Source organism: Actinomadura rubrobrunea NBRC 15275, from assembly GCF_001552235.1.
GTDB classification, from domain to species: Bacteria; Actinomycetota; Actinomycetes; order Streptosporangiales; family Streptosporangiaceae; genus Spirillospora; species Spirillospora viridilutea.
Genome location: NZ_BCQU01000030.1, coordinates 22,972 through 47,271, shown reverse-complemented (window position 1 = coordinate 47,271; position 24,300 = coordinate 22,972). Strand labels below are relative to the sequence as shown.

The 24,300-nt window shown below is 74.0% G+C and carries 27 protein-coding genes; 13 read left to right on the top strand and 14 right to left on the bottom strand.

Translation table 11 applies throughout. From position 1 onward, the window contains the following. Positions 1–14: 14 nt before the first annotated feature. Positions 15–554 carry a hypothetical protein gene (locus AR3_RS12130; protein WP_067913168.1) on the bottom strand — a complete coding sequence of 180 codons (540 nt, stop codon included), beginning with the start codon at positions 552–554 and terminating at the stop codon, positions 15–17. A gap of 71 nt (positions 555–625) precedes the next feature. On the opposite strand from AR3_RS12130, the gene AR3_RS12125 reads away from it, so the two are divergent. Together AR3_RS12125 and AR3_RS12120 are read left to right on the top strand one after the other, a co-directional pair. Beyond that, positions 626–1,474 (top strand): alpha/beta fold hydrolase, encoded by an 849-nt coding sequence (locus AR3_RS12125; RefSeq protein ID WP_067913220.1) that lies wholly within the window; start codon positions 626–628, stop codon positions 1,472–1,474. 234 nt (positions 1,475–1,708) lie between these two features. Further along, entirely contained in the window at positions 1,709–2,446 is a 738-nt protein-coding gene (locus AR3_RS12120; RefSeq protein ID WP_067913164.1) for a Clp protease N-terminal domain-containing protein, read from the top strand. Between the two features lie 498 nt (positions 2,447–2,944). Here the strand turns inward: AR3_RS12120 and AR3_RS12115 are convergent, their stop codons facing one another. The 8 genes from AR3_RS12115 to AR3_RS12085 all read right to left on the bottom strand — a co-directional run bounded on the left by AR3_RS12115 (position 2,945) and on the right by AR3_RS12085 (position 8,108). Continuing rightward, positions 2,945–3,148: a PspC domain-containing protein gene (locus AR3_RS12115; protein ID WP_067913162.1), complete on the bottom strand. Its 204-nt coding sequence runs from the start codon at positions 3,146–3,148 to the stop codon at positions 2,945–2,947. A gap of 149 nt (positions 3,149–3,297) precedes the next feature. After that, the gene (locus tag AR3_RS12110; RefSeq protein WP_067913159.1) at positions 3,298–3,987 is read right to left on the bottom strand and encodes an HAD family hydrolase; all 690 of its coding nucleotides are present in this window, start codon (positions 3,985–3,987) and stop codon (positions 3,298–3,300) included. Continuing rightward, positions 3,984–4,634, bottom strand: a complete 651-nt coding sequence (locus AR3_RS12105) for an MBL fold metallo-hydrolase (RefSeq protein WP_067913158.1) — start codon at positions 4,632–4,634, stop codon at positions 3,984–3,986. Before AR3_RS12105 ends, AR3_RS12110 begins: the two co-directional genes overlap by 4 nt. Before the next feature lie 12 nt (positions 4,635–4,646). Next, a complete protein-coding gene (locus AR3_RS32595) occupies positions 4,647–4,769 on the bottom strand; it encodes a hypothetical protein (protein WP_281179255.1) in 123 nt (40 codons plus the stop codon). A gap of 187 nt (positions 4,770–4,956) precedes the next feature. Then, positions 4,957–5,244 carry a Fe-S cluster assembly protein HesB gene (locus AR3_RS12100; RefSeq protein ID WP_067913156.1) on the bottom strand — a complete coding sequence of 96 codons (288 nt, stop codon included), beginning with the start codon at positions 5,242–5,244 and terminating at the stop codon, positions 4,957–4,959. A gap of 142 nt (positions 5,245–5,386) precedes the next feature. Then, positions 5,387–6,343, bottom strand: a complete 957-nt coding sequence (locus tag AR3_RS12095; RefSeq protein ID WP_067913153.1) for an LLM class F420-dependent oxidoreductase — start codon at positions 6,341–6,343, stop codon at positions 5,387–5,389. 34 nt (positions 6,344–6,377) lie between these two features. Further along, positions 6,378–7,145 (bottom strand): SDR family oxidoreductase, encoded by a 768-nt coding sequence (locus AR3_RS12090; RefSeq protein WP_067913152.1) that lies wholly within the window; start codon positions 7,143–7,145, stop codon positions 6,378–6,380. An 87-nt stretch (positions 7,146–7,232) separates the two neighbouring features. Then, positions 7,233–8,108 carry a LysR family transcriptional regulator gene (locus AR3_RS12085; protein ID WP_067913150.1) on the bottom strand — a complete coding sequence of 292 codons (876 nt, stop codon included), beginning with the start codon at positions 8,106–8,108 and terminating at the stop codon, positions 7,233–7,235. Between the two features lie 79 nt (positions 8,109–8,187). Here AR3_RS12085 and AR3_RS12080 point away from each other — a divergent pair, with 79 nt between their 5' ends. The 8 genes from AR3_RS12080 to AR3_RS12045 all read left to right on the top strand — a co-directional run bounded on the left by AR3_RS12080 (position 8,188) and on the right by AR3_RS12045 (position 15,893). After that, complete coding sequence (locus AR3_RS12080; RefSeq protein WP_067913147.1) at positions 8,188–9,426, top strand: MFS transporter; 1,239 nt, start codon at positions 8,188–8,190, stop codon at positions 9,424–9,426. Further along, on the top strand, positions 9,423–9,890 hold the full coding sequence (locus AR3_RS12075) for a Zn-ribbon domain-containing OB-fold protein (protein WP_067913144.1): 468 nt from the start codon (positions 9,423–9,425) through the stop codon (positions 9,888–9,890). The genes AR3_RS12080 and AR3_RS12075 overlap by 4 nt, the downstream gene beginning before the upstream one ends. Beyond that, positions 9,887–11,077, top strand: coding sequence for a lipid-transfer protein (locus AR3_RS12070; protein ID WP_067913218.1), 1,191 nt, complete (start codon positions 9,887–9,889; stop codon positions 11,075–11,077). The genes AR3_RS12075 and AR3_RS12070 overlap by 4 nt, the downstream gene beginning before the upstream one ends. A 162-nt stretch (positions 11,078–11,239) precedes the next feature. Continuing rightward, complete coding sequence (locus AR3_RS12065) at positions 11,240–11,914, top strand: TetR/AcrR family transcriptional regulator (protein ID WP_067913141.1); 675 nt, start codon at positions 11,240–11,242, stop codon at positions 11,912–11,914. Positions 11,915–12,645: 731 nt separating this feature from the next. Then, positions 12,646–13,338, top strand: coding sequence for a hypothetical protein (locus tag AR3_RS12060; RefSeq protein WP_067913138.1), 693 nt, complete (start codon positions 12,646–12,648; stop codon positions 13,336–13,338). A 169-nt stretch (positions 13,339–13,507) separates the two neighbouring features. Then, on the top strand, positions 13,508–14,278 hold the full coding sequence (locus AR3_RS12055) for a hypothetical protein (RefSeq protein ID WP_067913135.1): 771 nt from the start codon (positions 13,508–13,510) through the stop codon (positions 14,276–14,278). Between the two features lie 122 nt (positions 14,279–14,400). Further along, the gene (locus tag AR3_RS12050) at positions 14,401–15,288 is read left to right on the top strand and encodes a hypothetical protein (RefSeq protein ID WP_067913131.1); all 888 of its coding nucleotides are present in this window, start codon (positions 14,401–14,403) and stop codon (positions 15,286–15,288) included. A gap of 101 nt (positions 15,289–15,389) precedes the next feature. Beyond that, a complete protein-coding gene (locus AR3_RS12045) occupies positions 15,390–15,893 on the top strand; it encodes a hypothetical protein (RefSeq protein WP_067913126.1) in 504 nt (167 codons plus the stop codon). 78 nt (positions 15,894–15,971) lie between these two features. Here AR3_RS12045 and AR3_RS12040 read toward each other — a convergent pair whose 3' ends face one another. Next, positions 15,972–16,187 carry a hypervirulence associated TUDOR domain-containing protein gene (locus AR3_RS12040; protein ID WP_067913215.1) on the bottom strand — a complete coding sequence of 72 codons (216 nt, stop codon included), beginning with the start codon at positions 16,185–16,187 and terminating at the stop codon, positions 15,972–15,974. Positions 16,188–16,345: 158 nt separating this feature from the next. Between AR3_RS12040 and AR3_RS12035 the strand changes: the two genes are divergently transcribed. Genes AR3_RS12035 through AR3_RS12025 form a run of 3 tightly spaced genes read left to right on the top strand, consistent with a single transcriptional unit; the run spans position 16,346 to position 19,836 of the window. Continuing rightward, the gene (locus AR3_RS12035; RefSeq protein ID WP_227022936.1) at positions 16,346–17,038 is read left to right on the top strand and encodes an ATP-binding cassette domain-containing protein; all 693 of its coding nucleotides are present in this window, start codon (positions 16,346–16,348) and stop codon (positions 17,036–17,038) included. Continuing rightward, positions 17,035–19,215, top strand: a complete 2,181-nt coding sequence (locus tag AR3_RS12030; RefSeq protein ID WP_067913123.1) for a YhgE/Pip domain-containing protein — start codon at positions 17,035–17,037, stop codon at positions 19,213–19,215. The genes AR3_RS12035 and AR3_RS12030 overlap by 4 nt, the downstream gene beginning before the upstream one ends. A gap of 30 nt (positions 19,216–19,245) precedes the next feature. After that, the gene (locus tag AR3_RS12025; protein WP_067913120.1) at positions 19,246–19,836 is read left to right on the top strand and encodes a TetR/AcrR family transcriptional regulator; all 591 of its coding nucleotides are present in this window, start codon (positions 19,246–19,248) and stop codon (positions 19,834–19,836) included. A gap of 22 nt (positions 19,837–19,858) precedes the next feature. Here the strand turns inward: AR3_RS12025 and AR3_RS12020 are convergent, their stop codons facing one another. The 4 genes from AR3_RS12020 to AR3_RS12005 form a co-directional block, all read right to left on the bottom strand. After that, entirely contained in the window at positions 19,859–20,332 is a 474-nt protein-coding gene (locus tag AR3_RS12020) for a MarR family winged helix-turn-helix transcriptional regulator (protein ID WP_067913117.1), read from the bottom strand. A gap of 120 nt (positions 20,333–20,452) precedes the next feature. Then, on the bottom strand, positions 20,453–22,048 hold the full coding sequence (locus AR3_RS12015) for an acyl-CoA synthetase (RefSeq protein WP_067913114.1): 1,596 nt from the start codon (positions 22,046–22,048) through the stop codon (positions 20,453–20,455). A gap of 54 nt (positions 22,049–22,102) precedes the next feature. Continuing rightward, complete coding sequence (locus AR3_RS12010) at positions 22,103–23,260, bottom strand: thiolase family protein (RefSeq protein ID WP_067913111.1); 1,158 nt, start codon at positions 23,258–23,260, stop codon at positions 22,103–22,105. After that, positions 23,253–24,293 (bottom strand): thiolase family protein, encoded by a 1,041-nt coding sequence (locus tag AR3_RS12005; protein WP_067913107.1) that lies wholly within the window; start codon positions 24,291–24,293, stop codon positions 23,253–23,255. Before AR3_RS12005 ends, AR3_RS12010 begins: the two co-directional genes overlap by 8 nt. Positions 24,294–24,300 lie beyond the last annotated feature (7 nt).

The window sequence follows — 24,300 nt, the reverse complement described above, 5'->3', positions numbered from 1 at the left end:
CCCTCGGGCCGGGGTCACAGGGTTCGCGGACCGGGACGGTAGCCGCGTTCGGCCAGCCACCGGCGGGCCCGTCCGCGCCGGGCCTCCTCGCCGCGGTCGCCGCCGGGCTCCCCCCACAACGCCAGCCACCGTTCGGGCTCGTACTCCAGGCTCTCGGTGAACGACGGGCCGGCCTCCTCGGCGGGAAGGACGTCGCCGGTGCGCAGGTCCACCGCGTACGGCGCGTCGTCGTCCAGGGCCGCGGCCAGCGCGCCGAGGTCGACCGGCGCCTCGGCGAGCTCCGGGCCGCGCGGCGCGCCGAGCGCGGCCGACAGCCGGTCGGCCAGTTCGGCGTCGCCGGGCAGGCCGCGCCCGTCCAGCTCCTCCAGGCACTTGCGGGACAGCGCCTCGGCGCCGGGGACGCCCTGCTCGAGGGCGGCGATCAGGACGTCGCCGGCGTACTGGAGCACCCGGCCGAGCGGCCGGGAGCGCAGCGCCTCCACGCCCGCCTCGCCGTCCCACCGGTACGCCGCCGCGCGCAGCCGCGCCAGCGACGTCTCGTCCCATCCCGTCACACGTCCGTTTCTACAGAAACGGCGGCGCCCTGTACCCGAAACGCGATTTCTGCGCGTCTAGCATGACGATCATGACTTTGAAGATCGCCGGTCCGGACCGGTTTGGCACGATCGAGCTTCCCGACGGACGCGCGCTCGGCTGGGCCGAGCGGGGCCCGTCCGACGGCGTGCCCGTGCTGCTGTGCGGCGGCGCCGGGTGGAGCAGGTGGCTGGGGTTCGACGCGCCGGGCGTGCGGCTGGTGACGGTGGACCGGCCGGGGCTGGGCGCGTCCAGTCCGCAGCCCGGCCGCACGCTGCTGGACTGGGCGGACGACGTCGCGCACCTGGTGGCCGAGCTCGGGCTGGACGCCCCGCGCGTGGTCGGCTTCTCCCAGGGCGCGCCGTTCGCGCTGGCGTGCGCCGCCCGCGGGATCGCGTCGGCGGCGGCGGTGGTGTCGGGCGGCGACGAGCTGGCGCATCCGGCGTTCGCCGAGTGCCTGCCGCCGGACATCCGCGGGCTGGTCGACCTGGTGGCGTCCGACCCGGCCGCCGCGGAGGCGGAGTTCGCCGCCTTCGGCGACCCGGACACCATGTGGCGGCTGAGCGTCGAGGGCAGTCCCGCCGTCGACCGCGCCGTCTACCTGCGACCGGACTTCGAGGCGGCGTTCCGGCGGGCGCTGAGCGAGGGGTTCGCGCAGGGCGCGGGCGGCTACGCGCGCGACACGGTGCTGCACCTGTCGCGCTGGCCGTTCGCCGTCGAGGACATCGCCGTCCCCGTCGACCTGTGGTACGGCGGCCAGGACACCAACCCCACGCACTCACCGGACTTCGGCGCGACGCTGGCCGGTCGCATCCCCGGGGCGCGCCGCCACTTCCTCCCCGAGGCGGGCGGCGCGCTGCTGTGGACGCACGCCGAGCAGATCGTGCAAGTCGACGCGTAGGCGAGACGTCCCGGCGGGCCCGGCGCGGGAACCGCCGGGACGTCGCAGCTCTCCGAGATCGCGGTGAGCACAGTGCAACGAGCAGTGCAAAGGGCAGAGCAAAGGACAGAGCAAAGGGCAGAGCAAAGGGCACGGACCCCCGCCTGGATTTCGGACTGATCGTCGGCGACGGACAACCGTCCCAATCGTCAATCATTGGTTGACGCCCCCTGCGCGTCAACCTATGGTTGACGCATGGAACACCTCCCCGTACGACTCGACGACCTGATCGAGGTCGTCGTCGCGGCCTCCCCCGAGGACGCCGGGCCGCTGGAGCACCTGGCCACGGCCATGCTGCTCTCCGAGCGGCTCGGCGAGCTCGCCGACCATCTCATCGGACACTTCGTCGACCAGGCCCGTCGGTCCGGCGCGTCCTGGACGGAGATCGGCCGCAGCATGGGCGTCAGCAAGCAGGCCGCCCAGAAGCGCTTCGTGCCGCGGGCCGACGGGCCCGACCCGCTGGAATCCGGCATGAGCTCGCGGCTCACCCAGCGGACCCGCCGCGTGCTGGAGCAGGCGCAGGAGGAAGCGCGCGGCGCCGGGCACGGACAGGTGGAGGGCGTGCACCTCGTGCTCGGCCTGCTGCACGAGCCGGAGGCGCTGGCCGCCAAGGCGATCGAGGCGCAGGGCGTGTCGCTGGACGCGGTGCGGACGGCCGCCCGCGAGGCGCTGCCGCCGTCCGCCGGCGCCACGGTGACCGGCCACGTGCCGTTCGGCGTCGAGGCCAAGCGGTTGGGCAACCTGACCGTCCGGGAGGCGCTGCGGCTCGGCCACAACTACCTCGGCACCGAACACCTCCTGCTGGCCCTGCTCAGCGACGAGGGGTCCGGCGGGCGCGTCCTCGCCGACCTGGGCGTCACCAAGGCCGCCGCCGAGCAGTGGATCACCGAGGCGCTCGCCGAGATCGTGCGCCGGCGCGACGAGAGCGCCTGAGCCCGCGCACCGCCCCCAGGTGGCCGCCCGTCATCCGTGTGAACTCCAGACGCGGCGAGACCGCACCGTGCGGTCTCGCCGCGTTTCGCCCCCAGCGGCGGATGCCGGACGACGGCCCTCCGGCGGAGCGCAGGCGGGCTTTTCGCGATATCCCGATCACCGGGGCGGACGGGCGCGCCGGACGCCGGCGGCGAAAATGACCTCGAGATCAGCTCAAATGATCAGGAGAAAATAACGGGAAATCGAGATCGCGGCGGTCTCGGCCCTGCTAGAAACTCGTACCGATCCCGGTCGCGGCACGTTTCACGGGGGATCGTCACGGGGGATCGGAAACCGGGGGAACGCGACGCGGGGTCTCGGGCCGGGCGGCGGCCATGGCTGGGGGGAACTCGGTGTCCGGCCGCGCGGGCTCTGGGCGGCACCGACGGGGGCGTCGCCGGGGCGCGCCGCGGGCCGGGGGTTCAGGCTCCATGGCCGCCGCCGCGCGCCCGCCGTGGCTCAGCGGGTGCGGGCGGCGTACTTGTCCTCGCTGGGCAGCATCACCCACAGGATGAGATAGACGACGAACTGCGGTCCGGGCAGCAGGCAGGACAGCACCGCCAACAGCCGGACCGTCCCCGCGCTCACGCCGAAGCGGCGCGCCAAGCCGGCGCACACCCCGGCGATCATTCGCCCGTCGCGAGGGCGGTAAAGGCCTTCCATTTGCTTTCGTCTCCCCGAGGGAACCGGGCCTGTCGGCCGGGCGCCCCGCCGTTTGCGGGTCGCGTACACCACGCTACGAACGGGGCGTGCCGGCCGAATCACCCGAACGGCCTGTTCTGGCCCCCTACCCACGGACTAGGGGATGACCCTTACGGGACGACGCCGCCCGTCGGGGAGACCGCCCGGCCGTCATTGTGCGCGGCGACGAGTTCGGGGAGCGCGGTGAGGTCGTCCAGGACGAACTGGCAGCGCCGCAGCGCCTCGTCGTCGTTGTGGATGTGACCCCACGGGCCGCGCCGCAGGAACGCGACCCGCATGCCGTAGGCGAGGGCGGGCCGCACGTCGTTGTCGATCCGGTCCCCCACGTACAGCACGTGGGCGGGCGGCACGCCGGCGTGCTCCGCGCACCGGGCGAAGAACTCCCGGGCGGGCTTCTCCACCCCCCACAGCGCGGAGATGCCGACCACGTCCGCCTCCAGCCCCAAGGTGGCGAAGTGCTCCGCGGCCTCGGCGGGCTGGTTGCCCGCGACGCCCACGTACAGCCCCTGCGCGCGCAGCGCGGACAGGCACGGGCGCGCGTCCGGGTAGAGGTCCTCGGGACCGAACCCGTTCGGCACGCCCGCCTCGGCGCGCTTCTTCTCTTCCGCGGCCAGGTCGAACCCGGGACGGAAGTAGGCGAACAGGTCGTTGTGGTCGCCGCCCGCGGCCAGCACCGCGCCGAGTTTGGCCAGGAACGTGTGCCGGGGCACGCCCAGCCAGTCGGCCCAGCGGCCGTAAATCTCGCCCTCGTTGACGAGGGTCTCCCCGATGTCGAAGAAGACCGCCTGGATGGGCTTCACGACGAGCCGAGTTCCACCGACTCGCCCGGCTCGAGGCGCCGGAAGTCCTTGCCGGCCTCCTTGCCCGCGTTGGTGACGTGGTTGACCATCACCTTCAGGCCGTTCTCGTTGAGCAGCCCGTCGTGCACCACGAACGCCCGTTCGGGCCGCACCTCGCGGACGTAGGCGTACATCTCCGGGACCTTCATCCAGGGCGCGTTGCCGGGCAGGCACAGGGTCGGCACCGGCTCGCTGGGCACGGTCAGCGCGTCCCCCGGGTGGAAGACCTCGCCGTCGATGAGGAACCCGACGTTGGGGATCGGCGGGACGTCCGGGTGCAGGATCTCGTGCTCCTCCCCGTAGACGTGGACCTCGAAGCCCGCCACCGTCACCGCGTCGCCGTGCCCCACCTGGTGCACGCGGCCGCCGAGATCGGCCAGGCTCTCGGCGACGGCCCGGGACGTCCACACCTCCAGGGACGGGTCGTCGTTCATGGCCTTGCGCAGCCGGTCGGCGTCGAAGTGGTCGAAGTGCTCATGCGTGATGAGGACCGCGTCGGCGCCCGCCAGGGCGTCGGCCTCCGGGGTGAACGCCCCCGGGTCGATGACGATGGTCCGGTCGTCCTTCTGGATCCGCACGCAGGCGTGTCCGAGCTTCGTGAGACGCATTCCACCAGTGTTTCATCTCAGCGCGGCGGCGAACGCGCCGATCGCCAGCGCGAACGCGATCGCCGTGAGCAGGAAGAAGCCCGCGACCACCGCGCAGGCCAGGCCGCGCGGCTGGTCGCGCCACGAGGACCCCACCCGGCCAGTGTCCCAGAAAAGAGCGCGCCGGGACGCCGGTCCGGCCGCGGCCGGATCGGCGTCCCGGCGCGTCCACCGCCGTCCTGATCGAGCGCCGTCCTGATCGAGCGCCGTCCTGATCGAGCGGGGTGACCAGGCGCGCGCCGCCGCGCCCGCGGCGGCCTCGGCGGGTCCTCGGACGGAGCGGTCAGGCGGTGGCCTGGGCGAGCGTGAACGCCACCTCGCCCTGCGCGTCCACCTGCGCGTCCAAGGTCTTGTCGGACAGCAGCTGGGCCACCTGCGGCTCCAGGTACACCCTGGCGCCCTGCTCCTCTACGATCTCGTCGCCTTCTTCGGGGGCGGACGCCACCGACAGGCGCAGAGCGTCCGAGCCGTCGACGCCGGATTCGATGCGGATTCCGGTCTCCGGCGGCAGTTCGGGGTCGGCGGTCACGGTCCGGATGACCTGGACGGCCCCGCTGGTCAGCGTGAGCACGATGGGCTCCTCACGTCTCGGTTGCTTGCCAGGCCGGCGCGAGGGCAGGCCTGCGGTCTGTCCGACCCACCCTCCCCGGTCATCGGCAGCCGTAAACGTCGACCCGCCGAAATCTCCGTTCGGGCCCTCCGGACCTCGGCGGTCAGGCGCCGGGCGCCAGGGCGCGCACCGCCTCGGCGGGCGACAGCCCGCCGCCGGGCATGACCGCGAGGATCGGCGTGGTCAGCCCGCTGTCGACGTACTCGCGGACGCGCTCGCGGCACTTGTCGGGCGGGCCGTGCACGAGCAGGTCGTCGACCACCTCGTCGGGGATCAGCTCCAGCGCCTTCTTGCGGTCGCCCGCGGCCCAGGCCTCGTTCATGGGCGCGAGGGCCTCGCCGCGCCCCAGCCACTCGTGGAACGCCCGGTAGACGGGGACGGTCAGGTACGCGGCGATCATCCAGCGGCCGACCGCGCGGGCCTCCTCGGGGTCGGCGGTCGGGCACACGAACAGCCGGGCGATCAGCTCGGGCTCGTCGCCGAGCACGGCGCGCACCTTCGGCACGTCCGCGGGCGCCAGCCAGTTGGTGATCGCGCCGTCGGCCTCGCGGGCGGCCAGCCGCAGCATGCCGGGGCGCAGCGCCGCCAGCACGATCGGCGGCGGGACGTCCGGGGCCTTGTCCAGCTTGAAGCCCTTCACCGAGAAGGTGTCGTACTCCTCGGTGACCTTCTCGCCCGCCAGCGCGCGGCGCAGGAAGCGCAGCGTGTCCCGCGCGCGCTTGTACGGCTCGTCGAACGCGATGCCGTTCCAGCCTCGGACGATCGTCTCCGACGAGGTGCCGATGCCCAGCACGAAGCGTCCGGGCGCCAGGTCGGCGAGGGTGGCGGCGTGCTGGGCCAGCAGCGCGGGGCCGCGCGTGTAGACCGGCACGATCGCCGGGCCGAGGCGCAGGTCCGGCGCCCACTGCGAGGCGAGCGCCAGCGGGGTGAACGCGTCGGCCCCGTTGGTCTCGGCGGTCCAGACGTCGGTGTAGCCGAGGTCGGCGAGCCCGGCGACGATCTCGCGGTGCTCGGCCAGCGGCACCCGCGCCATCGGGATGGTCATCCCCCAGCGGGACATGCGCTCTCCTTTCCGGATCCGCGGTCGCCCGGGGTCAGGCGATCGACGGGCGGATGCTGGATCCGCCGTCCACGACGATGGTCTGGCCGGTCATCCAGGACGCGGCGTCGCTCGCGAGGAACACCGCGGCGCCGGCGATGTCCTCCGGCTCGCCGATCCGGCCGAGCGGCATGTACTTGCTGATCTGCTCCTCGTTGTTCTCCCACAGCGCGCGGGCCAGATGCGTCTTGACCAGGCCCGGGGCGATGCAGTTGACCCGCACCTTCGGCGCCAGCTCCATGGCGAACTGGCGGCTGAGGTGGATCACGGCGGCCTTGGTGGCGTTGTAGTAGCCGATGCCGTGCTCGGTGGCCAGTCCGCCGACCGAGGCGATGTTGACGATCGCGCCGCCGCGCTCGCTCATCGACTTCTTCCACGCCAGGCTCGTCCACTGGACGATCGCGAACTGGTTGACCTGCACGGTCTTGTCGGCGCGGGCCCGGTCGATGTCGACCATGGGGCCGAAGTAGGGGTTGGTGCCGGCGTTGTTGACCAGCACGTCCAGGCCGCCGAACTCGGCGACGGCGGCGTCCACGCAGGCGGCGGCCTGGTCGGCGTCGCCCACGTGCGCGGCCTTGGCCAGCACGCCCACGCCGGGATGCGCGGCGCGGATCTCCTCGGCCACGGCGTCCAGCGCGTCCTGCTTGCGCGAGGACAGCACGACGTTGGCGCCCTCGGCGGCCAGGGCCATCGCGATGGCCTTGCCGATGCCCCGGGACGCCCCGGTGACCAGCGCGGTCTTCCCCTCCAGTCCGGTCCGCATGCGCACTCCTCCTGCTCTGGGCGGGCGGCCGCCGTACCGGCCGAATGCGACTCGGTTTCCTGCCACTGTAGCGAAGTGACTGACGAGTCAGTTAGACCCCGGACCGTCCAGGACGAACCGGCGGAAGCGTTCGACGACGGGTGGGCGCGTGCGCCCCGCCGCCCAGATCAGCCCGATCGTCCGCGTCGCCCCCTCGTCGGCCAGCGGGACGTGCCGCGTTCCGGGCGGACCGTCCGCGGGCGGGACGATCGCGACGCCGAGCCCGGCCGCGACCAGGCCCCGCACCGTCCCCAGCTCCTCCGCCTCCACCGCGATCCGCGGGCGGACGCCCGCCGCGGCGAACAGCTCCTCGGAGATCGCCCGCAGGCCCGCGCCGCGCCGCAGGGCGACCAGCGACTCGTCCTCGATGTCGGCGACCCGCGCCCGGCGCCGCCGGGCCAGCCGGTGCGCCGCCGGCACCGCCAGATGCAGGCGCTCGGTCACCAGGGGATGCCATTCGAGGTCCGGGTCGTCGGGACGGGGGCCGGTGATGCCCAGGTCGGCGCGCCCGTCCCGGACGGCCGCCGTGACGATCCCGGCCCGGTCCTGGTGCAGCCGGAACGACACCCCGGGGTGCCGCTCGCGGAACCGGCGGATCAGGTCCGGGACGAACGACGGCCCCTGGGTGTGCAGGAACGCCAGCGCCACCTCGCCCCGATCCGGATCGGCCGCCTGCGCGAGCGCGCGCCGCGCGGCCTCCTCCTCGGCCACCAGCCGCCGCGCGTGCTCGGCGAACACCTCGCCGTACCGGCTCAGCACGAGGGCGCGGCCCACGCGGTCGAACAGCGGGACGCGCAGCTCGCGCTCCAGGCGGGCGATAGCCCGCGACAGCCCCGGCTGGGAGACCCGCAGTTCGGCGGCGGCGTTGGTCATGTGCCCGCGGTCGGCGACGGCGAGGAACCAGCGCACGGTCGTCAGATCCACGACTCATGCATATCGCGCATCGGTTTCCCAACGAAGTCTCATTGGACGCATCACCGTCGGCGGTCCGACCCTGGACACGATGTCCGTCTTCGAGTCGGCCTCCGACGCGTCCGCCTCCGATGCCGCCCCCGCCGCCGAACGACACCGGCTGGGCTCGCCCGGCCTGCGCCGCGTCAACCTCGCGCTGTTCGCCGCGGGGCTGTCGACGTTCATGTCGCTGTACTGCGTGCAGGCGCTGCTCCCGGAGATGTCACGCGACTTCGGCGTCTCCCCGACCCGGGCCAGCCTCCTGGTGTCGCTGGCCACGGGCGCGGTCGCGGTGGCGGTGATCCCGGTCAGCTCCCTGTCGGAGCGTTTCGGCCGCACCCGGGTGATGCTGGTGTCGTCCGCGGTCGCGACCGCGGTGGGCCTGCTGCTGCCGCTGTGCCCCACGTTCGGCGCGCTGGCCGCCGTGCGGACCGTGCAGGGCGTCGCGCTGGCGGGCGTCCCGGCCGTCGCCATGGCCTACCTCGCCGACGAGGTGGACCCGGGGTCGCTGGGCGGCGCGATGGGCCGGTACATCGCCGGGACGTCGCTCGGCGGGCTGCTCGGCCGCGTCCTGCCCGGCACGCTCACCGACGCGGTGGGCTGGCGGTGGGCGGTGGCGTCCTCGGCGCTGGCCGTCCTCGCGTCCACCGTGCTGTTCTGGGCGCTGCTGCCGCCGTCGCGGTTCTTCCGGCCGTCCCGCATCGAGCACCGCGCCCTGCTCCGCCACCTGGCCGACCCGAATCTGCGCCGCCTCTACCTGATCGCGCTCGTGCTGATGGCCGGCATGGTGACGGTCTACAACTTCCTGCCCTACCGCCTGCTGGCCGCCCCGTTCCACCTGCCGCAGGCGGTCGTCGGGATGATCGCGGTCATGTACCTCGGCGGGTCGGTCGGGTCGGCCCGGGCGGGCGGGCTCGCCGACCGGGCGGGCCGCCGTCCCGTGCTGCTCGGCGCGCTGGCGCTGACGGCGGCCGGGCTGGCGCTGACGCTGCCGCCGTCCGTGCCGCTGATCGGCCTCGGGCTGCTGGTGTTCACCGTCGGGTTCTTCGCCGCGCACTCGGTGGCCAGCGGAGGCGTCGGCGCGCACGCCGCGACGGCCAAGTCCCAGGCGTCCGCCCTGTACCTGTCCGCGTACTACCTGGGCAGCAGCGTCGGCGGGACGGCGGGCGGGCTGGCCTACGAGCACGCCGGGTGGACGGGCACCGGGCTGTACGTCCTGGCGCTGCTGGCCGTGGCCACGGCCGCCGCCCTTGATTTGAGCGGTCGCTTGCTTGTTAAGCTGCGTCGGTGAGCACCACCAAGCAACGGCGTCCCGCCGTCGAGGGCTGGTTCGCGGTGCGGGACGGCGCCGTCCGCCTGCTCGGCACCCGGTGCACCGTCTGCGGCACCCCCTACTTCCCCCGCAACGACCTGGCCTGCCGCAACCCCCGCTGCGCCGCCCCCAAGGACGGCTCGGAGCTGGAGGAGCACGCGCTGTCGCCCCGCGGGCGCATCTGGTCCTACACCGACGCCCGCTACCGACCCCCGCCCCCGTACGTCGCGGCCGACCCGTTCCGCCCGTTCGCCATCGCCGCCGTGGAGTTGGAGGCCGAGCGGATGGTCGTGCTCGGCCAGGTCGTTCCGGACGTGACGGCGGACGACCTGGCGGTCGGCATGGAGGTCGAGCTGACCGAGGGCGTCCTGTACGAGGACGAGGAGGCGCAGTACACGGTCTGGATGTGGCGGCCGGGCGCGCGGGCGGAGGAGGACGCATGACCGACGCCGTCGCCGTCCTCGGGGCGGGCATGCACCCCTGGGGCAAGTGGGGCCGCCCCTTCGTCGAGTACGGCCTGGCCGCGGCGCGCGCGGCGCTGGCCGACGCCGGGGTGGCCTGGCCGGAGATCCAGTTCGTGGCCGGCGCCGCGACGATCCGCAACGGCTACCCCGGCTTCGTCGCGGGCGCCGCGTTCGCCCAGGCGCTCGGCTGGTCGGGCGCCCGCGTGTGCAGCGCCTACGCGGCGTGCGCGTCCGGCGCCCAGGCGATCGACGCCGCCCGCGCCCAGATCCTCGCCGGGCGGTGCGACGTGGCGCTCGTCGTCGGGGCCGACGCCGCCCCCAAGGGCTTCTTCCGGCCGGTCGGCGGCGACCGGCCGGACGACCCGGACTGGCTGCGCTTCCGGCTGCTCGGCGCGTCCAACCCCGTGTACTTCGCGCTGTACGCGCGGCGGCGGATGGCCGTGCACGGCGCCACGCTCGACGACTTCGCCGCCGTCAAGGTCAAGAACGCCCGGCACGGACGCGCCAACCCCAACGCCCGCTACCGCAAGGAGGTGACCGCCGAGGAGGTGGCCGACTCCCCGGTCGTCGCCGACCCGCTGCGCCTGCTGGACATCTGCGCCACCAGCGACGGCGGCGCCGCCCTGGTGCTGTCGTCGATGGAGTTCGCGCGCTCGCGCGGCGTCCGGTCCCCCGTCCGGATCACCGGGCTGTCGACGGTCACGCCCGCGTTCCCCAAGACGGTGCTCGACCTGCCCGACTTCGCCACCGACTCGGCGCTGGCCGCGGCGCCGCCGGAGCGGCCCTTCCGGTCGTCCATCGCCCACGCCGCCTACGCGGAGGCGGGCATCGGCCCCGAGGACCTGTCGCTCGCCGAGGTGTACGACCTGTCCACGGCCTTGGAGCTGGACTGGTACGAGGACATCGGGCTGTGCGAGCCGGGCGGCGCCGAGGACTTGCTGCGCTCGGGCGCCACGGCGCTGGGCGGCCGCGTGCCCGTCAACCCGTCCGGCGGGCTGGCGTGCTTCGGCGAGGCCGTCCCGGCGCAGGCCATCGCGCAGGTGTGCGAGCTGACCTGGCAGCTGCGCGGCCGGGCCGAGGGCCGCCAGGTGCCGGACGCCCGCGTGGGACTGGCCGTCAACCAGGGCCTGTTCGGGCACGGCTCGGCCGTCGTCGCCGTCCGCTGAGTCCGCGGTGGAGAAGGCGGCGTCCTGTGCCCGACCCCTGCGACCGCGCCCGGCGCTCGGGGACGATGAAGTTCGTCCTCTTCCGGCATGCCCCGTCCCGCGCCGGGCGTGAGAAGATCCCCGGGAAGGACACAGCCGCGGGTCGGGGCGTCCAGGGAAGTGATGAGCGAGGCAGACGCAGGCGCCGCAGGGGCGCGGAACGTGGCCAAGCTGCCCTCCGGGCGGCACAGCCTGTCTCGCGACTTCGTCGCCAGACACCAGATCTCGCGCATCATCGCGGCCGTCATCGAGGTCACCGGAACGGCCGGATACGCGCACCTGACCGTCGATTCCATCATCGCCCGCGCCGGCGTTTCCCGGGCCACTTTCTACGTCCATTTCAAGAACAAGGAGGACGCTTTTCTCCGGGCGTACGACGTGACCATCCAGCGATTGATGGAACACGTCACCCGCGCCTATCAGGGGGAGGCGGACGCGCCCGGCAGGCTGCGCGCCGGGCTCGCCGCGTTCCTGGAGTTCCTGGCCGCCGAGCCGCTGACGGCGCGCACCTTCATCGTGGAATGCCTGGCCGCCGGCCCCGCCGCGGCGGCCCGCCGGGACGCCGCCAAGCAGGAGTTCGCCCAGGTCGTGGTGGACAACATGCGGGAGCTGTTCCCCCACTATCCCGAGCCGGAGCTGATGGCCGAGACGATCGTCGGCGGCATCTACGAGGTGGCCTACACCCGCATCCGCCGCGGCGAGACCGCCGAACTGCCGAACCTGCTCACCGGTCTGCTCGCCGCGTTCGCCGTCCCCGACCCCGACCGCTGGGGCCCCGACGCGACCCCGGACGAGTAAAACGGGCCACGCGTCGATTTAGGACGCCCGCCCAAATTCCTCACCTGCCCTGACGTTCCGGGCGGTTTCGCGTCACCTTCAAGACGTCGATGCCGAGTTCCCCGCGTTCAGCGACGCGTGTGCCGGGTCCAATCCACCACCGCGCAAGTCCGCGCGACTGGCTCCCGTGACGAGCGCGTCGGCGGCCGGTGGCACGTCGTCGGGTTCGCGTCTGCGCGCGTGCAGGTCCGTCATCGTCCGGTCCGGTGAGCGCTCGGTGACGCACAGGAGGCGCGGGCGGCGGTGATGCGGCGGCCACGCAGCCGGCCCCGTGACGAACCGAAGGGCGCAGCGCACGCATACGGGCGGCCCACGCGCCGGGCGTCATACCGCGAGCGGCGCCGCGGAGGAGGCCGGATCAGCGGGTGGCCGTTTGCGGCCACGTTCCCGATCCCCAGGCACGACCGTCGGGCCGCGGACGGGGACGTGACGCGAGCCACAGCAGCCTGCGCACACCTACGCAACGTGGCACGGCTCACACCGCACCGTCACCGATATCGCTCGGCCACGAACCCGGTTTTACGCCCGCACAAATGGCCCCGCCGACCTTACCGGCGGGTAGACGGCGCTTGATAAACACCATCATTCATGATTCTGTCCCCATTGCCCCGATCACCGGGACGGCCGGGGCCCAGACCGTTCCGGCGATCATCTCCCTCTCCCCCCATTCCGTCGGCCGAAGTGAGGCAGGAATGAAGAAGTTCGGCAGACTCGCTCTCCCCACCCTGGGCGCCTCGGCGCTCGTGATCGCGTCCGCCACCGCCGCGCTCGCCTCCGCGACGATCACCACCGTCGACGGCACCCCGTACACCGGCGAGGTCCGCGCCACCAACATCGGCAACGTGACCCTGACCGGTGTCAGCTCGCTGGGGCCGATCATCACCACCTGCACCAACGCCACCCTCGACGCCTACATCGAGTCGGACGGCACCGGCGGCGAGCTGCGCGACGTCGTCCTGAGCGGCTGCACCAACAACCGCGGCGGCACCACCACGATCACCGCGATCGACCTGCCGTACTCCGGCGGGCAGGTGGACTACGCGCCCGTCGCGGGCGGCCGCGACTCGAAGCTGACGATCTTCGCGCCCAACCCCAAGGCCCACGTCCAGGCCGTGCTCACCCTGCCCGCTCTGGGCATCCCGTCGCTGACCTGCCACTACGGCCTGACCACGTCCACCCCGCTGGTGCTGGACCTGTTCGCCTATGACAACGCGAACAAGCCGGTGCCGAGCAACCCGCACGGCCAGGGCCAGCTGCTGGGGCAGTCGCTGCAGCGGCTGCCCGACCCGACGCCCGACAGCCGCTGCCCCACCTCGGTCTCCGCCAACGGCAGCTTCCAGGTCGTCGCGCATCCGAGCGGCCAGGACCTGGTGGTCGGGCCCTGACGCCGCGCACCCCCGGGACGGACGCGGTCCCGTACGCCGCGTTCCCGGGCCGACGGGTCCGCCTCGGTGAGGCGTCCCGTGACGGACGGGTCGCCTCGCCGAAGGCGGCCCGTCCCTCTTCCCTCCCTTCCCTCACCGCCTCCGCCACCCCGAGTCCCGTGGAGGACGCATGAGATCATCCCTGCGGCGCCTGCTGGCCACGGCGTCCGGCCTGGCCCTCGGCGCCGGGCTGCTGGGCGGTGTCCTCGCCCCGCCCGCCTCGGCCGAGGACCTGCCCGACTTCAGCTTCGCCGACTGCCCCGAGCTGCCCGAGGGCGCCGACCCGAACTTCTGGCTGTGCAACGTGGCCGTCACCTACGGCGGCACGTTCAAGCTCGGCAACCTCGACCAGAAGATCACCGAGCCGATCACGCTGACGTACGCCAACGGCTTCGACCCGGTCACCCTGGAGGAGAAGGTCGTCTTCGGCGGGTTCAAGGCCGACCGGATGCTGGTGCAGCCGGGCCTCTTCGGCGACCCCATCTTCACCGCCGTCTACGCCCGGCCCCGCTACGCCGGATCGGTCGGGCTCAAGGACGGCAACCTGCAGCTCGCCCTCAAGCTCAGCGTGATCAACCCGCTGCTCGGCAGCAACTGCTCGATCGGCACGGACGCCGACCCGATCAAGCTGGACCTCACCGTGGGCACGACGAACCCGCCGCCGCCGAACAAGCCGATCTCCGGCTCCCCGCCCGAGGTCGTCCAGAACGACCCGCCCGTGCTGAAGACCACCGTGGTGGACAACGCCTTCCGGGTGCCGGGGGCCAGCCGGTGCGGGGCGGGCGGCTCGCTGAACTGGGCGGTCAACCTGTACGCGGGGCTGCCCTCGGCGGCCGGTCGCAACACGGCGGTCTTCAACCAGTACGTCAGCTTCAAGACGTACACCGAGCTGCAGCGCTGACGCCCGAGCTTCCCCGCTGATCCCCGCTGCAACGCACAGGAACGGGCGCGGTCCGCCCGCGCCTTGCGGCCCGCGGCCCCGGCCCGCCGGGGCCGCGGGCCACGACCCCTTTTGGAGCACCTATGAGAAGACCGTTCAACCGGCGGTGGGCGGCGGCCGCCGCGGCGGCCGCGCTCACCGCGTCGGCGCTGGTGGCGACGGCTCCCCCCGCGAGCGCGCGGGACGCCGCGCCGATCCCGCCGGAGGTGAACCTGAACGACTGCCCCACGCTGAGCGAGCTGCCGAAGGGCGCCGACCCGAACTTCTGGCTGTGCACCGTCGTGGTGATCACCGGCGGCCGGCTCCAGTTCGGCACCATCGACCAGAAGATCGACAAGCCGATCGCGCTCACCTACGCCAACGGCTTCGACCCGGTGACGCTGGAGCAGTCGTTCGTCTTCCGGCCGCTCAAGGGCGAGCCGCTGAAGGTGGCGGGCGGGGTGCTGGGCATCCCCGGCACCGACGTGCTGCCGTTCCTGGAGCTGTACGCGCAGGCGCAGCTGGCCAGGGACCCCGAGGTCAGCCCGGTGGACGACCCGAACGTCGCCTACCGGATGCACATGAAGATCAAGAACATCAATCCGCTGCTCGGCGACACCTGCTACGTCGGCTCGGACAGCGACCCGATCACGCTGAACCTGACGTTCGGGACGACCAACCCGCCCCCGCCCAACAAGCCCATCACCGGCCGGGGCATCGAACCGCACCCGGACGACCCGACCGTGTTCACCTCCACGGTCGTCGACAACGCCTTCAGCGTGCCGAAGTCGACGGGCTGCGGCCCGTGGGGGCTGCTCAACGGCATCGCCGACTTCCGCGCGGGCCTGCCCGCCAAGGCGGGGACGAACACCGCCGTGTTCGAGACGATGGCCAAGTTCCGCGGCTACAGCGAGCCGACGGCCATCAACAGCCTGACCAAGCTCCGCGCGGCCCAGGCCAAGATCGAGGCCAAGGTCGAGCAGGCCCGCTGACGCGCTCGTCTCCTCCCCCCGGTGCTCCCGCCGCCTCCCCCCGGCGGCGGGAGCACCGCCGCGTGCGATGAATCCGGCGGCGCTCGGCGGTCGGCATTCACATGACCGACACTCACAAGACCGGCGCGCCCGCGGCCGGCGCGAACGCACTCGCACGCCTCGAACCGCTCGTCGGCAGCTGGACGATCCGCCTGCACGTCGAGGGCCTCGGCGCCGGGTGCGCCGCGCGGACCGAGTTCACCTGGCAGGACGGCGGCGCCTACCTGCGCCAGTACTCCGACATCCCCGAGATCCCGGCCGCCGCGCCCCAAGGGTGGCGCGACAACTCCCCCTTCCCCACCACGGCGCTCATCGGGCTCGACGACGCCACCGGCGAGTTCGCCATGCTGTACGCCGACGCCCGCGGCGTGCACCGCGTCTACCGGATGACGTTCGCCGACGGCGTCTGGCGGATCTGGCGCGACGCCCCCGGCTTCCACCAGCGCTTCACCGGGACGCTCAGCCCCGACGGCGCCGCCATCGACGCCCGCTGGGAGGTCTCCGCGGACGGAACGGCCTGGGACCTCGACTTCGCCCTCACCTACACCCGCGCCGACCAGGGCTGACGCTCCTCGAACCCGCACATCGCGCGCCGACGCGTCGCGGAGCGGCCGGCGGCTCCGCGGCGCGTCCGCCCGTCGCGGTCAGTCCTCTTTCTCCAGCGCCTCGGGCTTGTGCACGGCGGTGCGCCCGGACGCGTCGCTGCGGACCTCGTACTGCGGCTCCTCCGGGGACGCCGCGACCGTCCGCCCGGCCGCCTCGGTCCGTTCGGTGATCTCGCGCTCGACCTCGCCGTGGGCCTCGCCGCCGTGGCTGCGCCAGGAGACCCGGTCGCCCTCGCGCGGCTTGTCCTGCGCCATGTCCATCCCTCCTCTGCCTGTCCGCGTCCCATACCCGCAGGTCGGAGACCACGCGTCGGGCGGTGTGGCCGGTCTCACCGGGCGGACGGGACGGAGCGGGCGGCATCCGACGCTAAATTTGCACTGACTGGTCAGTTCAAATTGCGGAGGACGCCGCCATGACATCGGAGCCGACCGCCACCCCCTCGGGCGGGGGGCTCGCCGTCGAGGCCCGCGGCCTGTCGGTGCGCGGACCGCGCGGCTGGGTGTTCCGCGACGTGGACCTGACGGTCCCGGCGGGCGGGCTGGCCGCCGTCGCGGGGGCCGCGGGCTCGGGGCGCACGTCCCTGCTGCTCACCCTCGGCGGACGGATGAAGCCCACGTCGGGCACGGTCCTGTTCGGCGGTCGGCCGCGCCGCCCGCGCGACGTGCGGCGGCGGGCGGCGCTGGGCGTGATGGCGGGCGTCAACGAGCTCGATCCCGCGCTGACCGTCCGGGAGCACGTCAGCGAGGCGCTCGACCTGCGCGAAGGGCTGTGGGGCCGGCGGCGCGGGCGGGACGCCCGGATCAGGCGGGCGGTGGAGCGCGTCGGCCTGGACGTCGACCCGCGCACGCTCGCCGGCGACCTGACCCCCGAGGAGACCTGCCTGCTCGGCGCCGCGCTCGCGCTCGTCGGCGAGCCGGAGCTGCTGCTGCTGGACGACGTCGACGAGGGGCTGCCGTCCGAACGGCGGAGCGCGCTGTGGCGGCGGCTGCGCGCGATCGCCGACACGGGCGTCACGGTGATCGCGACCTGCCATGACGCGGCCCCCGCCGACGGGACGGCCCAGCGCGTCCCGCTCTCGGACGACGACGGGGAGGCCCGGCGATGAGGCTGCCCTCCGTGTCGACGGCCGGCTTGGAGCTGCGCCGCTTCCGACGCAACCGGCCGACCCGGGTGGCGCTCGCCGCGCTCGTGCTGCTGCCGCTGCTCTACTCAGGGCTTTACCTTTGGTCCTTCTGGGATCCGTACGCGCGGCTCAGCCACGTTCCGGTCGCGCTGGTGGTCGAGGACAAGCCCGCCCAGGCCGGTGACGGGACGAACGGCGCCGGCGACCAGACCGTGCACGCGGGCGCCGACCTCGCCGCCGAGTTGAAGAGGCGGAAGGTGTTCGACTGGCGCACCGTGGACGCTCGCGAGGCGCGCGAGGGCGTCCGGTCGGGCCGCTACTACATGGCCCTCACGATCCCGTCCGACTTCAGCGCGCGGATCGCCTCGCCGTCCCGGGACGGCGCCCCCGCGGCCGCGCAGCTGCGGCTCCGGCTCAACGACGCCAACAACTACGTGATCGGCTCCCTCGCCGAGGCGGCGTTCAAGGAGATCAGCGCGGCGGCGGGCGCGAAGGCCACCCGCGGCTACCTCGACCAGATCTTCATCTCGTTCGGGAGGCTGCACGGCGAGCTGGGCAAGGCCGCCGACGGCGCGGGACGGCTCGCCGACGGCGCGGGCCGCGCCGGGCAGGGCGCGGACCGGCTCGCCGCCGGAGCACGCGAGGCCCGGCGGGGCGCCGGGCGGCTCGAGAACGGCATCGGCCGGGCGCACTCCGGCAGCCGCCGGCTGACGTCCGGCCTGGACACGCTGCACGACGGCACCCGGCGGCTCGCCGAGGGGAACCGGCGCCTCAACGCGGGCGTGCAGCAGCTCGTCGCGCGCGTCGACGAGGCCGCGGACGCGGCCGTCCCGCTGCTGCGCGAGAACGCCCCGCGGATCCGGCGGGACGCCCTGGCGGTGGCGGAGGCCGCCGACGCCCTCGCCGACGCCGCCGACGCGCTTCCCGCCCGGACGGGCCAGGCCGTCCGCCGGGCCGAGCGGGCGCAGGCGGAGGTGGAGCGGATGCTCGCCCGGCACACCGAGATCCCCGCGCAGACCCGGCGGGAGCTGCGGCGGGCGGCCCGCGACGTCGTGGCCGTGGCCCGGCAGGTCGACGCCTACGTCCGCGCGCACACCGGCGACCTGCGCAGGGTCGCGGCGCAGGCCCGTTCCGCGGAGCGGGCGGCACGCAAGATCGCAGCCGACGCGCCGCGCCTCGCCGACCGGGTCGAGAAGGCGCGGCGGGACGTGGACCGCCTCGGCCGGGGCGCCGCACAGGCCGCGGCGGGCGCGGCGCGGGTGAACGCCGGCACGGGCCGGCTGCTGTCGGGCGCGTCCGAGCTGACCGGCGGGCTGGGCGCGCTGTCGGACGGCGCGGGCGAGCTGCGGTCGGGCCTCGGCCGGCTCTCCGGCGGCGCCGTGGACCTCGCCACGGCCCTGGCGCAGATCTCCGACGGCGGCCGCCGGCTGGCGGACGGGCTGGAGGAGGGCGCCGGGCGCGTCCCGGCGTACGGGAAGGACGAGCGGCAGGCACGCGCCGAGATGATGAGCAGCCCGGTGCGCCTGGCCAGCGCCCACGACAACAAGGTCGCCAACTACGGCACCGGTTTCGCGCCGTTCTTCGTGCCGCTGTCGCTGTGGGTGGGCGGCATGGTCGTCTACATGCTGCTGCGTCCGCTGAACCCGCGCGCGCTGGCGGGCACGGCGCCCGGCTGGCGAGTGGCGCTCGCCGGATGGCTGCCCGCCGTGGCGATCGGCGTGGCGCAGGTCGGCGTCGTCCTGGCGGTGCTGCGCTTCGGCCTGGGCCTGCACGCCGAGCACTGGCCGGGTCTGGTGGCGTTCCTGGCGCTGACGTCGGCGGCGTTCCTCGCCGTGATCCAGGGGGTGAACGCCCGCTTCGGCCCGGCCGGCAGGATCGTCGCGCTGGCGCTGCTGATGCTCCAGCTCACCTCGGCCGCGGGCACGTACCCGATCGAGACCAGCCCGGCGTTCTTCCAGGCGGTCCAGCCGTGCCTGCCGATGTCGTGGGCGGTGCGCGCCGTCCGGCACCTGATCGCGGGCGGCGACCCGGCCGCGGTGTGGCAGGGTGGTGCCGTGCTCGCGGTGTTCCTGGCCGGGGGTCTGGCGCTGACCGCCCTGGCCGCGCGGCACAACCGGGTGTGGACGGTCGCGCGGCTGCACCCGGCGCTGAAGCTGTGACGCGGTGGACGACAGGCGGGAGCGTGAGCGATGGGCCGGACGGCGACCCGGGAGCGGCTGTTCACCGCGGCGGTCGAGCTGATCGCCGAGCACGGGTTCACCGCGACCACCGTCGACCAGATCGCCGAGCGCGCCGGGGTCGCCAAGGGCACCGTCTACTACAACTTCGGCAGCAAGGCCGCGCTGTTCTCGGCGCTGCTCGACTACGGCGTGGACCGGCTGGGCGCCTGCCTGCGCGAGGCCGCCGCGGGCCGGCCGCCGCTGGCGGCGCTGGAGGCGGTGGTCGGCGCGGAGCTGGCGTTCATCGGCGAGCACGAGTCGTTCGCCCGGCTGCTGATCGCCGAGGCGTGGCGGTCGGGCGGCGGCGCCTGGCACCAGGCCGCCCTGCTGATCCGCGAACGCGCCATCGAGGTCGTCGCGGACGTGCTGCGCGCGGCCGTGGCCGCCGGGGAGCTGCGCGCCGACCTGGACGTCGAGACGGCCGCGGCCGCCGTGTTCGGCATGGTGCTCACGGTCGCGCTGCACTGGCGCACGCTGGAGCCGGGCCGCCCGCTCCAGGACGTGCACGCCACGCTGATGGACCTGCTGCGCGGCCGCATCGCCGGCCCGGCCGCGCCCTAGTCCCCAAGGGGTCCCCGGGGTCCTAGTCCTCCAGACGGCGGATCTCGTCGACGACGGCGGGCACGACCGCGTTCATGCCGCGGGCCCAGTCGAGCAGGAAGCGCAGCTGCTCGTCGGACAGGGAGGCGACGCGTTCGCCGAACACGCGGGCGATGGGCTCGAAGTAGCGGGCGAGCCGCGCCACGTTCTGCGGCACCGGCTCGACGATGACGCGGCGGCGGTCGTCGGGGTCGCGGGTCCGCTTGACGAAGCCGGCCTTCTCCAGCCGGTCGATGACGGCGGTGATCGCGCCCCCGGTGGTGATGCCCATGAGCTGGGCGAGCTGCCCGGGGGTCTGCGGGCCGTCCAGCAGGAGCGCGTTGATGGCCTGCGCGTCGGTGACGTTCAGCCCCGCCCTGGAGGCGGTGGCGTGGTGCAGCAGCACCGTCCACATCGTGCTGCGCCGGGTGGCCTCCGCCAGTTCGCGCTCCAGCCGCTCCCGCTCCGGGCTCGACACGCCTTCACCCCATCCAACGGAAATCTCGCACAGCGAGAGACTCTTGCTCGGAGCCGCGTCCGCGACGCCATCCTAGTGGCTCCGCGGATCACCGTCGCAGGGGGCGGCGCGTCGGCCGCGTCACGTCCGCCGCCCGGCCTCCTCGGCGATCCGCCTGGCCCAGCGGTAGTCGGCCTTGCCCGCGGGCGACCGCTTCACCTCGGCGACGAACGCGTACGTGCGCGGCACCTTGTAGCCGGACAGGTTCGCGCGGCAGTGCGCGTCGAGCTCTTCGGGGGTCGGGGCCGCGTCCCCGTAGGGCTGGACGACGGCGGCGACGCGGCTGCCCCAGCGTTCGTCCGGGACCCCGGTGACGACCGCGTCGAACACCTTGGGATGGCCCTTGAGGACGGCCTCGACCTCCTCCGGGAACACCTTCTCCCCGCCGGTGTTGATGACCTGCGAGCCGCGCCCGAACACCGTGATGCTGCCGTCCTCCTCCACGGTGGCGATGTCGCCGGTCAGCAGCCACCGCCTGCCGTTCACGACCGGGAACGTGCGGGCGGTCTTCTCCGGGTCCTTGTAGTAGCCGCGCGCGATGTGCCCGGTGCGCGCGACCTGGCCGATGACGCCGGAGCCGGGCTTGACGGGTTCGAGCCGCTCGTCCAGCACCGCCACGTCGTCCACGTCCGCCGCGAACCGCAGCCCCTTCTCCGGCGCGGACCCCGCGACCGCCTCCGCGGTCGACCCCGACTCGGTGGAGCCGAACCGGTCCATGATGGCGACGCCGGGCAGCAGCTCGCCGAGGCGGTCGCGCACCGCGCCGGTCAGGATCGCCCCGGTCGACACGAACACCAGCAGCGACGAGGTGTCGTACGACCCGCGCGCCAGCGCGTCGGCCATGGGCCGGGCCATCGCGTCGCCGGTGACGGTCAGCGAGTTCACCCTCTGCCGCTCGATCGTCCGCCACACCGCGTCCGGGTCGAACCGCCGCAGGTAGACGATGGTGGCCCCCATGAACCAGCCGATGAACGTGGCCATCTGCGCGGCGCCGTGCATCAGCGGCGCCACCGGCATCATCACCAGCGGGCCGCCGGACCGGGCCTGCTCCACCACGTCCTCGGGGCGCTCCGGACGCGGCAGCGTGGGGTTGTAGAAAGCCAGCAGCAGGTCCTTCATGCCCCACATGACGCCCTTGGGCATGCCGGTCGTGCCGCCGGTGTAGATGATGTAGGTGTCGTCGGCCGACCGCGGCGGGAACCCGCGGGTCGCGGGCCGGCCGCGCAGCGCCTCGTCGTAGGCCACGGCGCCCGGGATGCCGGGCGGGCCGCCGACGGCGATGAGATGGCGCAGCCGCGGCGCCGCCGGGGCGGCCGCCGCCACCCGCTCCTCGAACTCCACGTCGTACAGCAGCGCCGCCGCGTCGGAGTCCCGGTAGAGGTAGCGCAGCTCGCTCTCCACGTACCGGTAGTTGACGTTGATCGGCACGGCGCGGATCTTCAGCGCGGCCAGGATCGCGGCCGCGTACTCCAGGCAGTTGTAGAGCTGGACGGCCACGTGCTGCCCGGCCCGCACCCCGGCCGCCTCCAGGTGGTGGGCGAGCCGGTTGGCGTGCGCGTCCAGCTCGGCGTACGTCAGGCGGGGCCCGTCCCCGTCGGGCCCGGCGCACACCAGCGCGACGCGCTCCCCGATCGCGTCGGCGATGCCCTCGAACAGATCGGCGTGGTTGAACTCCATCGGGGCGCCTCCCGCGGGGCGGTTCGGTCGTCGGGGGCCTGGGGTCGTAGGAGGTCAGGGCTTGTCGGAGCCGACGATCCACATCGAGAAGAACTGGGCGCCGCCGCCGTAGGCGTGCCCGAGGGCCCGCCGCGCGCCGTCCACCTGGTGCTCCCCGGCCATGCCGCGCACCTGCAGCGCCGCCTCGGCGAACCGGATCATCCCGGACGCGCCGATCGGGTTGGACGACAGCACGCCGCCCGAGGCGTTCCAGGGGATGTCGCCGTCCAGCGCGGTCGCGCCGGACTCGGTGAGCTTCCAGCCCTCGCCCTCCCCGCAGAAGCCGAGGTTCTCCAGCCACATCGGCTCGTACCAGGAGAACGGCACGTAGACCTCGGCCACGTCGATCTCGCGGCGCGGATCGGTGATCCCGGCCTGCCGGTAGACGTCGGCGGCGCAGTCCCGGCCGGCCCGCGGGTTCACCGCGTCGCGCCCGGCGAAGAAGATCGGCTCGGAGCGCATCGCGGTGCCGTGCACCCAGGCGGGCGGGTGCGGCGCCCGCCGCGCCGCCCGCTCCCCGGCCAGCACCATCGCGCACGCCCCGTCGGACGACGGGCAGGTCTCCAGGTAGCGGATCGGCTCCCACAGCATCGGCGTGGACTCGACCATCTCCCGCGAGATGCCCGGGATCTTCAGGTGCGCGTACGGGTTCTTCAGCGCGTTGAGCCGGTCCTTGACGGCGACGAGCGTGCCGATGTGGGCGGGGGCTCCAGACCGCCGCATGTACGCCCGGATGTGCGGGGCGAAGTAGCCGCCCGCGCCCACCACCAGAGACGTGGAGAACGGACCGCTCACCGTCAGCGCCCACGTGGCGTTGGACTCCGACTGCTTCTCCCACGCCACCGTGAGGACCCGGTCGTGCACCCCGGCCTGGATCAGGCTCGCCGCGACGATCGCGGTGCTGCCGCCCACCGATCCCGCCGTGTGCACCCGCATGACGGGCTTGCCGCGGGCGCCCAGCGCGTCCGCCAGGTACGCCTCGGGCATCACCACGCCCTCGAACAGGTCGGGCGCCTTGCCGATGACGACCGCGTCGATGTCCTTCCAGGTCAGCCCGGCGTCCTCCAACGCGCGCGCCGCGGCCTCACGGACGAGCCCGGCGATCGACACGTCCCGCCGCCTGGTCCGGTACGCGGTCTGCCCCACCCCGATGACGGCGCACGGCTCACCCATCGCTCTCTCCCGACAGGACGCACACGAGGTTCTGCTGCAGGCACGGGCCGGACGCGGCGTGGGCGAGCGCGCGCGTGGCCGTCCCGTCGTGGATCCGCGCGGCCGCCTCGCCGATGCGGATGAGCCCCGTCGCCATCACCGGATCGGCGGACAGGGGCCCGCCGGACGGGTTCACCGACACCGACTCGTCCAGTCCGAGCGCCTCGCGCAGGATCAGCTCCTCGTGGCTGTACCGCGCGTGCAGCTCGGCGACCTCGACGCGGTCCGCCCCCGCTTTGCGGGCGGCGATCCGCGTCGACTCCGACCGGGTCAGGTCGCGCGCCCCCGGCGCGTGCGCCTCGGCGCGATGGTCGACGCCGCTGATCCATGCGGGGCGTTCGCACAGCTCGCGGGCGGTGTCGCCGGCGGCCAGCACGATCGCCGCGGCGCCGTCGGCGACGGGCGCGATGTCGGACGGGCGCAGCGGCGCGACCTCGTAGCCTTCGTCGTCCGGGTCGGGCAGGTGCAGCGCGTACGGGTTGGCGCGGCCCGCCGCGCGCGACCGGGCGGCCACCGCCCGCAGGTCGTCCTCCTTGACGCCCGCCCGGTCCAGGTACGCGCGGGCCTGCAGCGCCGCCAGCGACACCGGGTCGACGCCGAGCGGCGCCAGGTAGTACGGGTCGAGCTGCTGGGTGAAGATCTCCCGCAGCGCGCCCTGGCTGCCCTTGCCGAACCCGTACACCAGCGCGGTGTCGACGTCGCCGTGCCGCAGCCGCACCCACGCCTCGTACAGCGCCCACGCCGCGTCCATCTCCACGTGGCTCTCGGAGATGGGCGGCCACGCGCCCACCGCGTCCAGCGCCGACACGAACGAGAACGGCGTGCCCGCCAGGTAGTCGCACGACCCCGAGCAGGTGAAGCCGAACCGCGTCAGCCCGGTCCGCTCCTTGATCTCGCCGATGACGGGCGCCAGCATCTCCACCTCGGTCAGCCCGTCGTCCTGCGCGGAGTGCCGCGTCTGCGCGAACGCGACGACGGCGATGTCCCGGTTCATGGCCTCG

What these genes read in the sequence shown, in the direction of transcription:
- AR3_RS12125 (WP_067913220.1), top strand. Translation starts at nt 626, where the DNA reads ATGACTTTGAAGATCGCCGGTCCGGACCGGTTTGGCACGATCGAGCTT.
- AR3_RS12120 (WP_067913164.1), top strand. Translation starts at nt 1,709, where the DNA reads ATGGAACACCTCCCCGTACGACTCGACGACCTGATCGAGGTCGTCGTC.
- AR3_RS12115 (WP_067913162.1), bottom strand. Translation starts at nt 3,148, where the DNA reads ATGGAAGGCCTTTACCGCCCTCGCGACGGGCGAATGATCGCCGGGGTG.
- AR3_RS12105 (WP_067913158.1), bottom strand. Translation starts at nt 4,634, where the DNA reads ATGCGTCTCACGAAGCTCGGACACGCCTGCGTGCGGATCCAGAAGGAC.
- AR3_RS12095 (WP_067913153.1), bottom strand. Translation starts at nt 6,343, where the DNA reads ATGTCCCGCTGGGGGATGACCATCCCGATGGCGCGGGTGCCGCTGGCC.
- AR3_RS12090 (WP_067913152.1), bottom strand. Translation starts at nt 7,145, where the DNA reads ATGCGGACCGGACTGGAGGGGAAGACCGCGCTGGTCACCGGGGCGTCC.
- AR3_RS12080 (WP_067913147.1), top strand. Translation starts at nt 8,188, where the DNA reads ATGTCCGTCTTCGAGTCGGCCTCCGACGCGTCCGCCTCCGATGCCGCC.
- AR3_RS12070 (WP_067913218.1), top strand. Translation starts at nt 9,887, where the DNA reads ATGACCGACGCCGTCGCCGTCCTCGGGGCGGGCATGCACCCCTGGGGC.
- AR3_RS12065 (WP_067913141.1), top strand. Translation starts at nt 11,240, where the DNA reads ATGAGCGAGGCAGACGCAGGCGCCGCAGGGGCGCGGAACGTGGCCAAG.
- AR3_RS12060 (WP_067913138.1), top strand. Translation starts at nt 12,646, where the DNA reads ATGAAGAAGTTCGGCAGACTCGCTCTCCCCACCCTGGGCGCCTCGGCG.
- AR3_RS12055 (WP_067913135.1), top strand. Translation starts at nt 13,508, where the DNA reads ATGAGATCATCCCTGCGGCGCCTGCTGGCCACGGCGTCCGGCCTGGCC.
- AR3_RS12050 (WP_067913131.1), top strand. Translation starts at nt 14,401, where the DNA reads ATGAGAAGACCGTTCAACCGGCGGTGGGCGGCGGCCGCCGCGGCGGCC.
- AR3_RS12045 (WP_067913126.1), top strand. Translation starts at nt 15,390, where the DNA reads ATGACCGACACTCACAAGACCGGCGCGCCCGCGGCCGGCGCGAACGCA.
- AR3_RS12040 (WP_067913215.1), bottom strand. Translation starts at nt 16,187, where the DNA reads ATGGCGCAGGACAAGCCGCGCGAGGGCGACCGGGTCTCCTGGCGCAGC.
- AR3_RS12035 (WP_227022936.1), top strand. Translation starts at nt 16,346, where the DNA reads ATGACATCGGAGCCGACCGCCACCCCCTCGGGCGGGGGGCTCGCCGTC.
- AR3_RS12030 (WP_067913123.1), top strand. Translation starts at nt 17,035, where the DNA reads ATGAGGCTGCCCTCCGTGTCGACGGCCGGCTTGGAGCTGCGCCGCTTC.
- AR3_RS12025 (WP_067913120.1), top strand. Translation starts at nt 19,246, where the DNA reads ATGGGCCGGACGGCGACCCGGGAGCGGCTGTTCACCGCGGCGGTCGAG.
- AR3_RS12015 (WP_067913114.1), bottom strand. Translation starts at nt 22,048, where the DNA reads ATGGAGTTCAACCACGCCGATCTGTTCGAGGGCATCGCCGACGCGATC.
- AR3_RS12010 (WP_067913111.1), bottom strand. Translation starts at nt 23,260, where the DNA reads ATGGGTGAGCCGTGCGCCGTCATCGGGGTGGGGCAGACCGCGTACCGG.
- AR3_RS12005 (WP_067913107.1), bottom strand. Translation starts at nt 24,293, where the DNA reads ATGAACCGGGACATCGCCGTCGTCGCGTTCGCGCAGACGCGGCACTCC.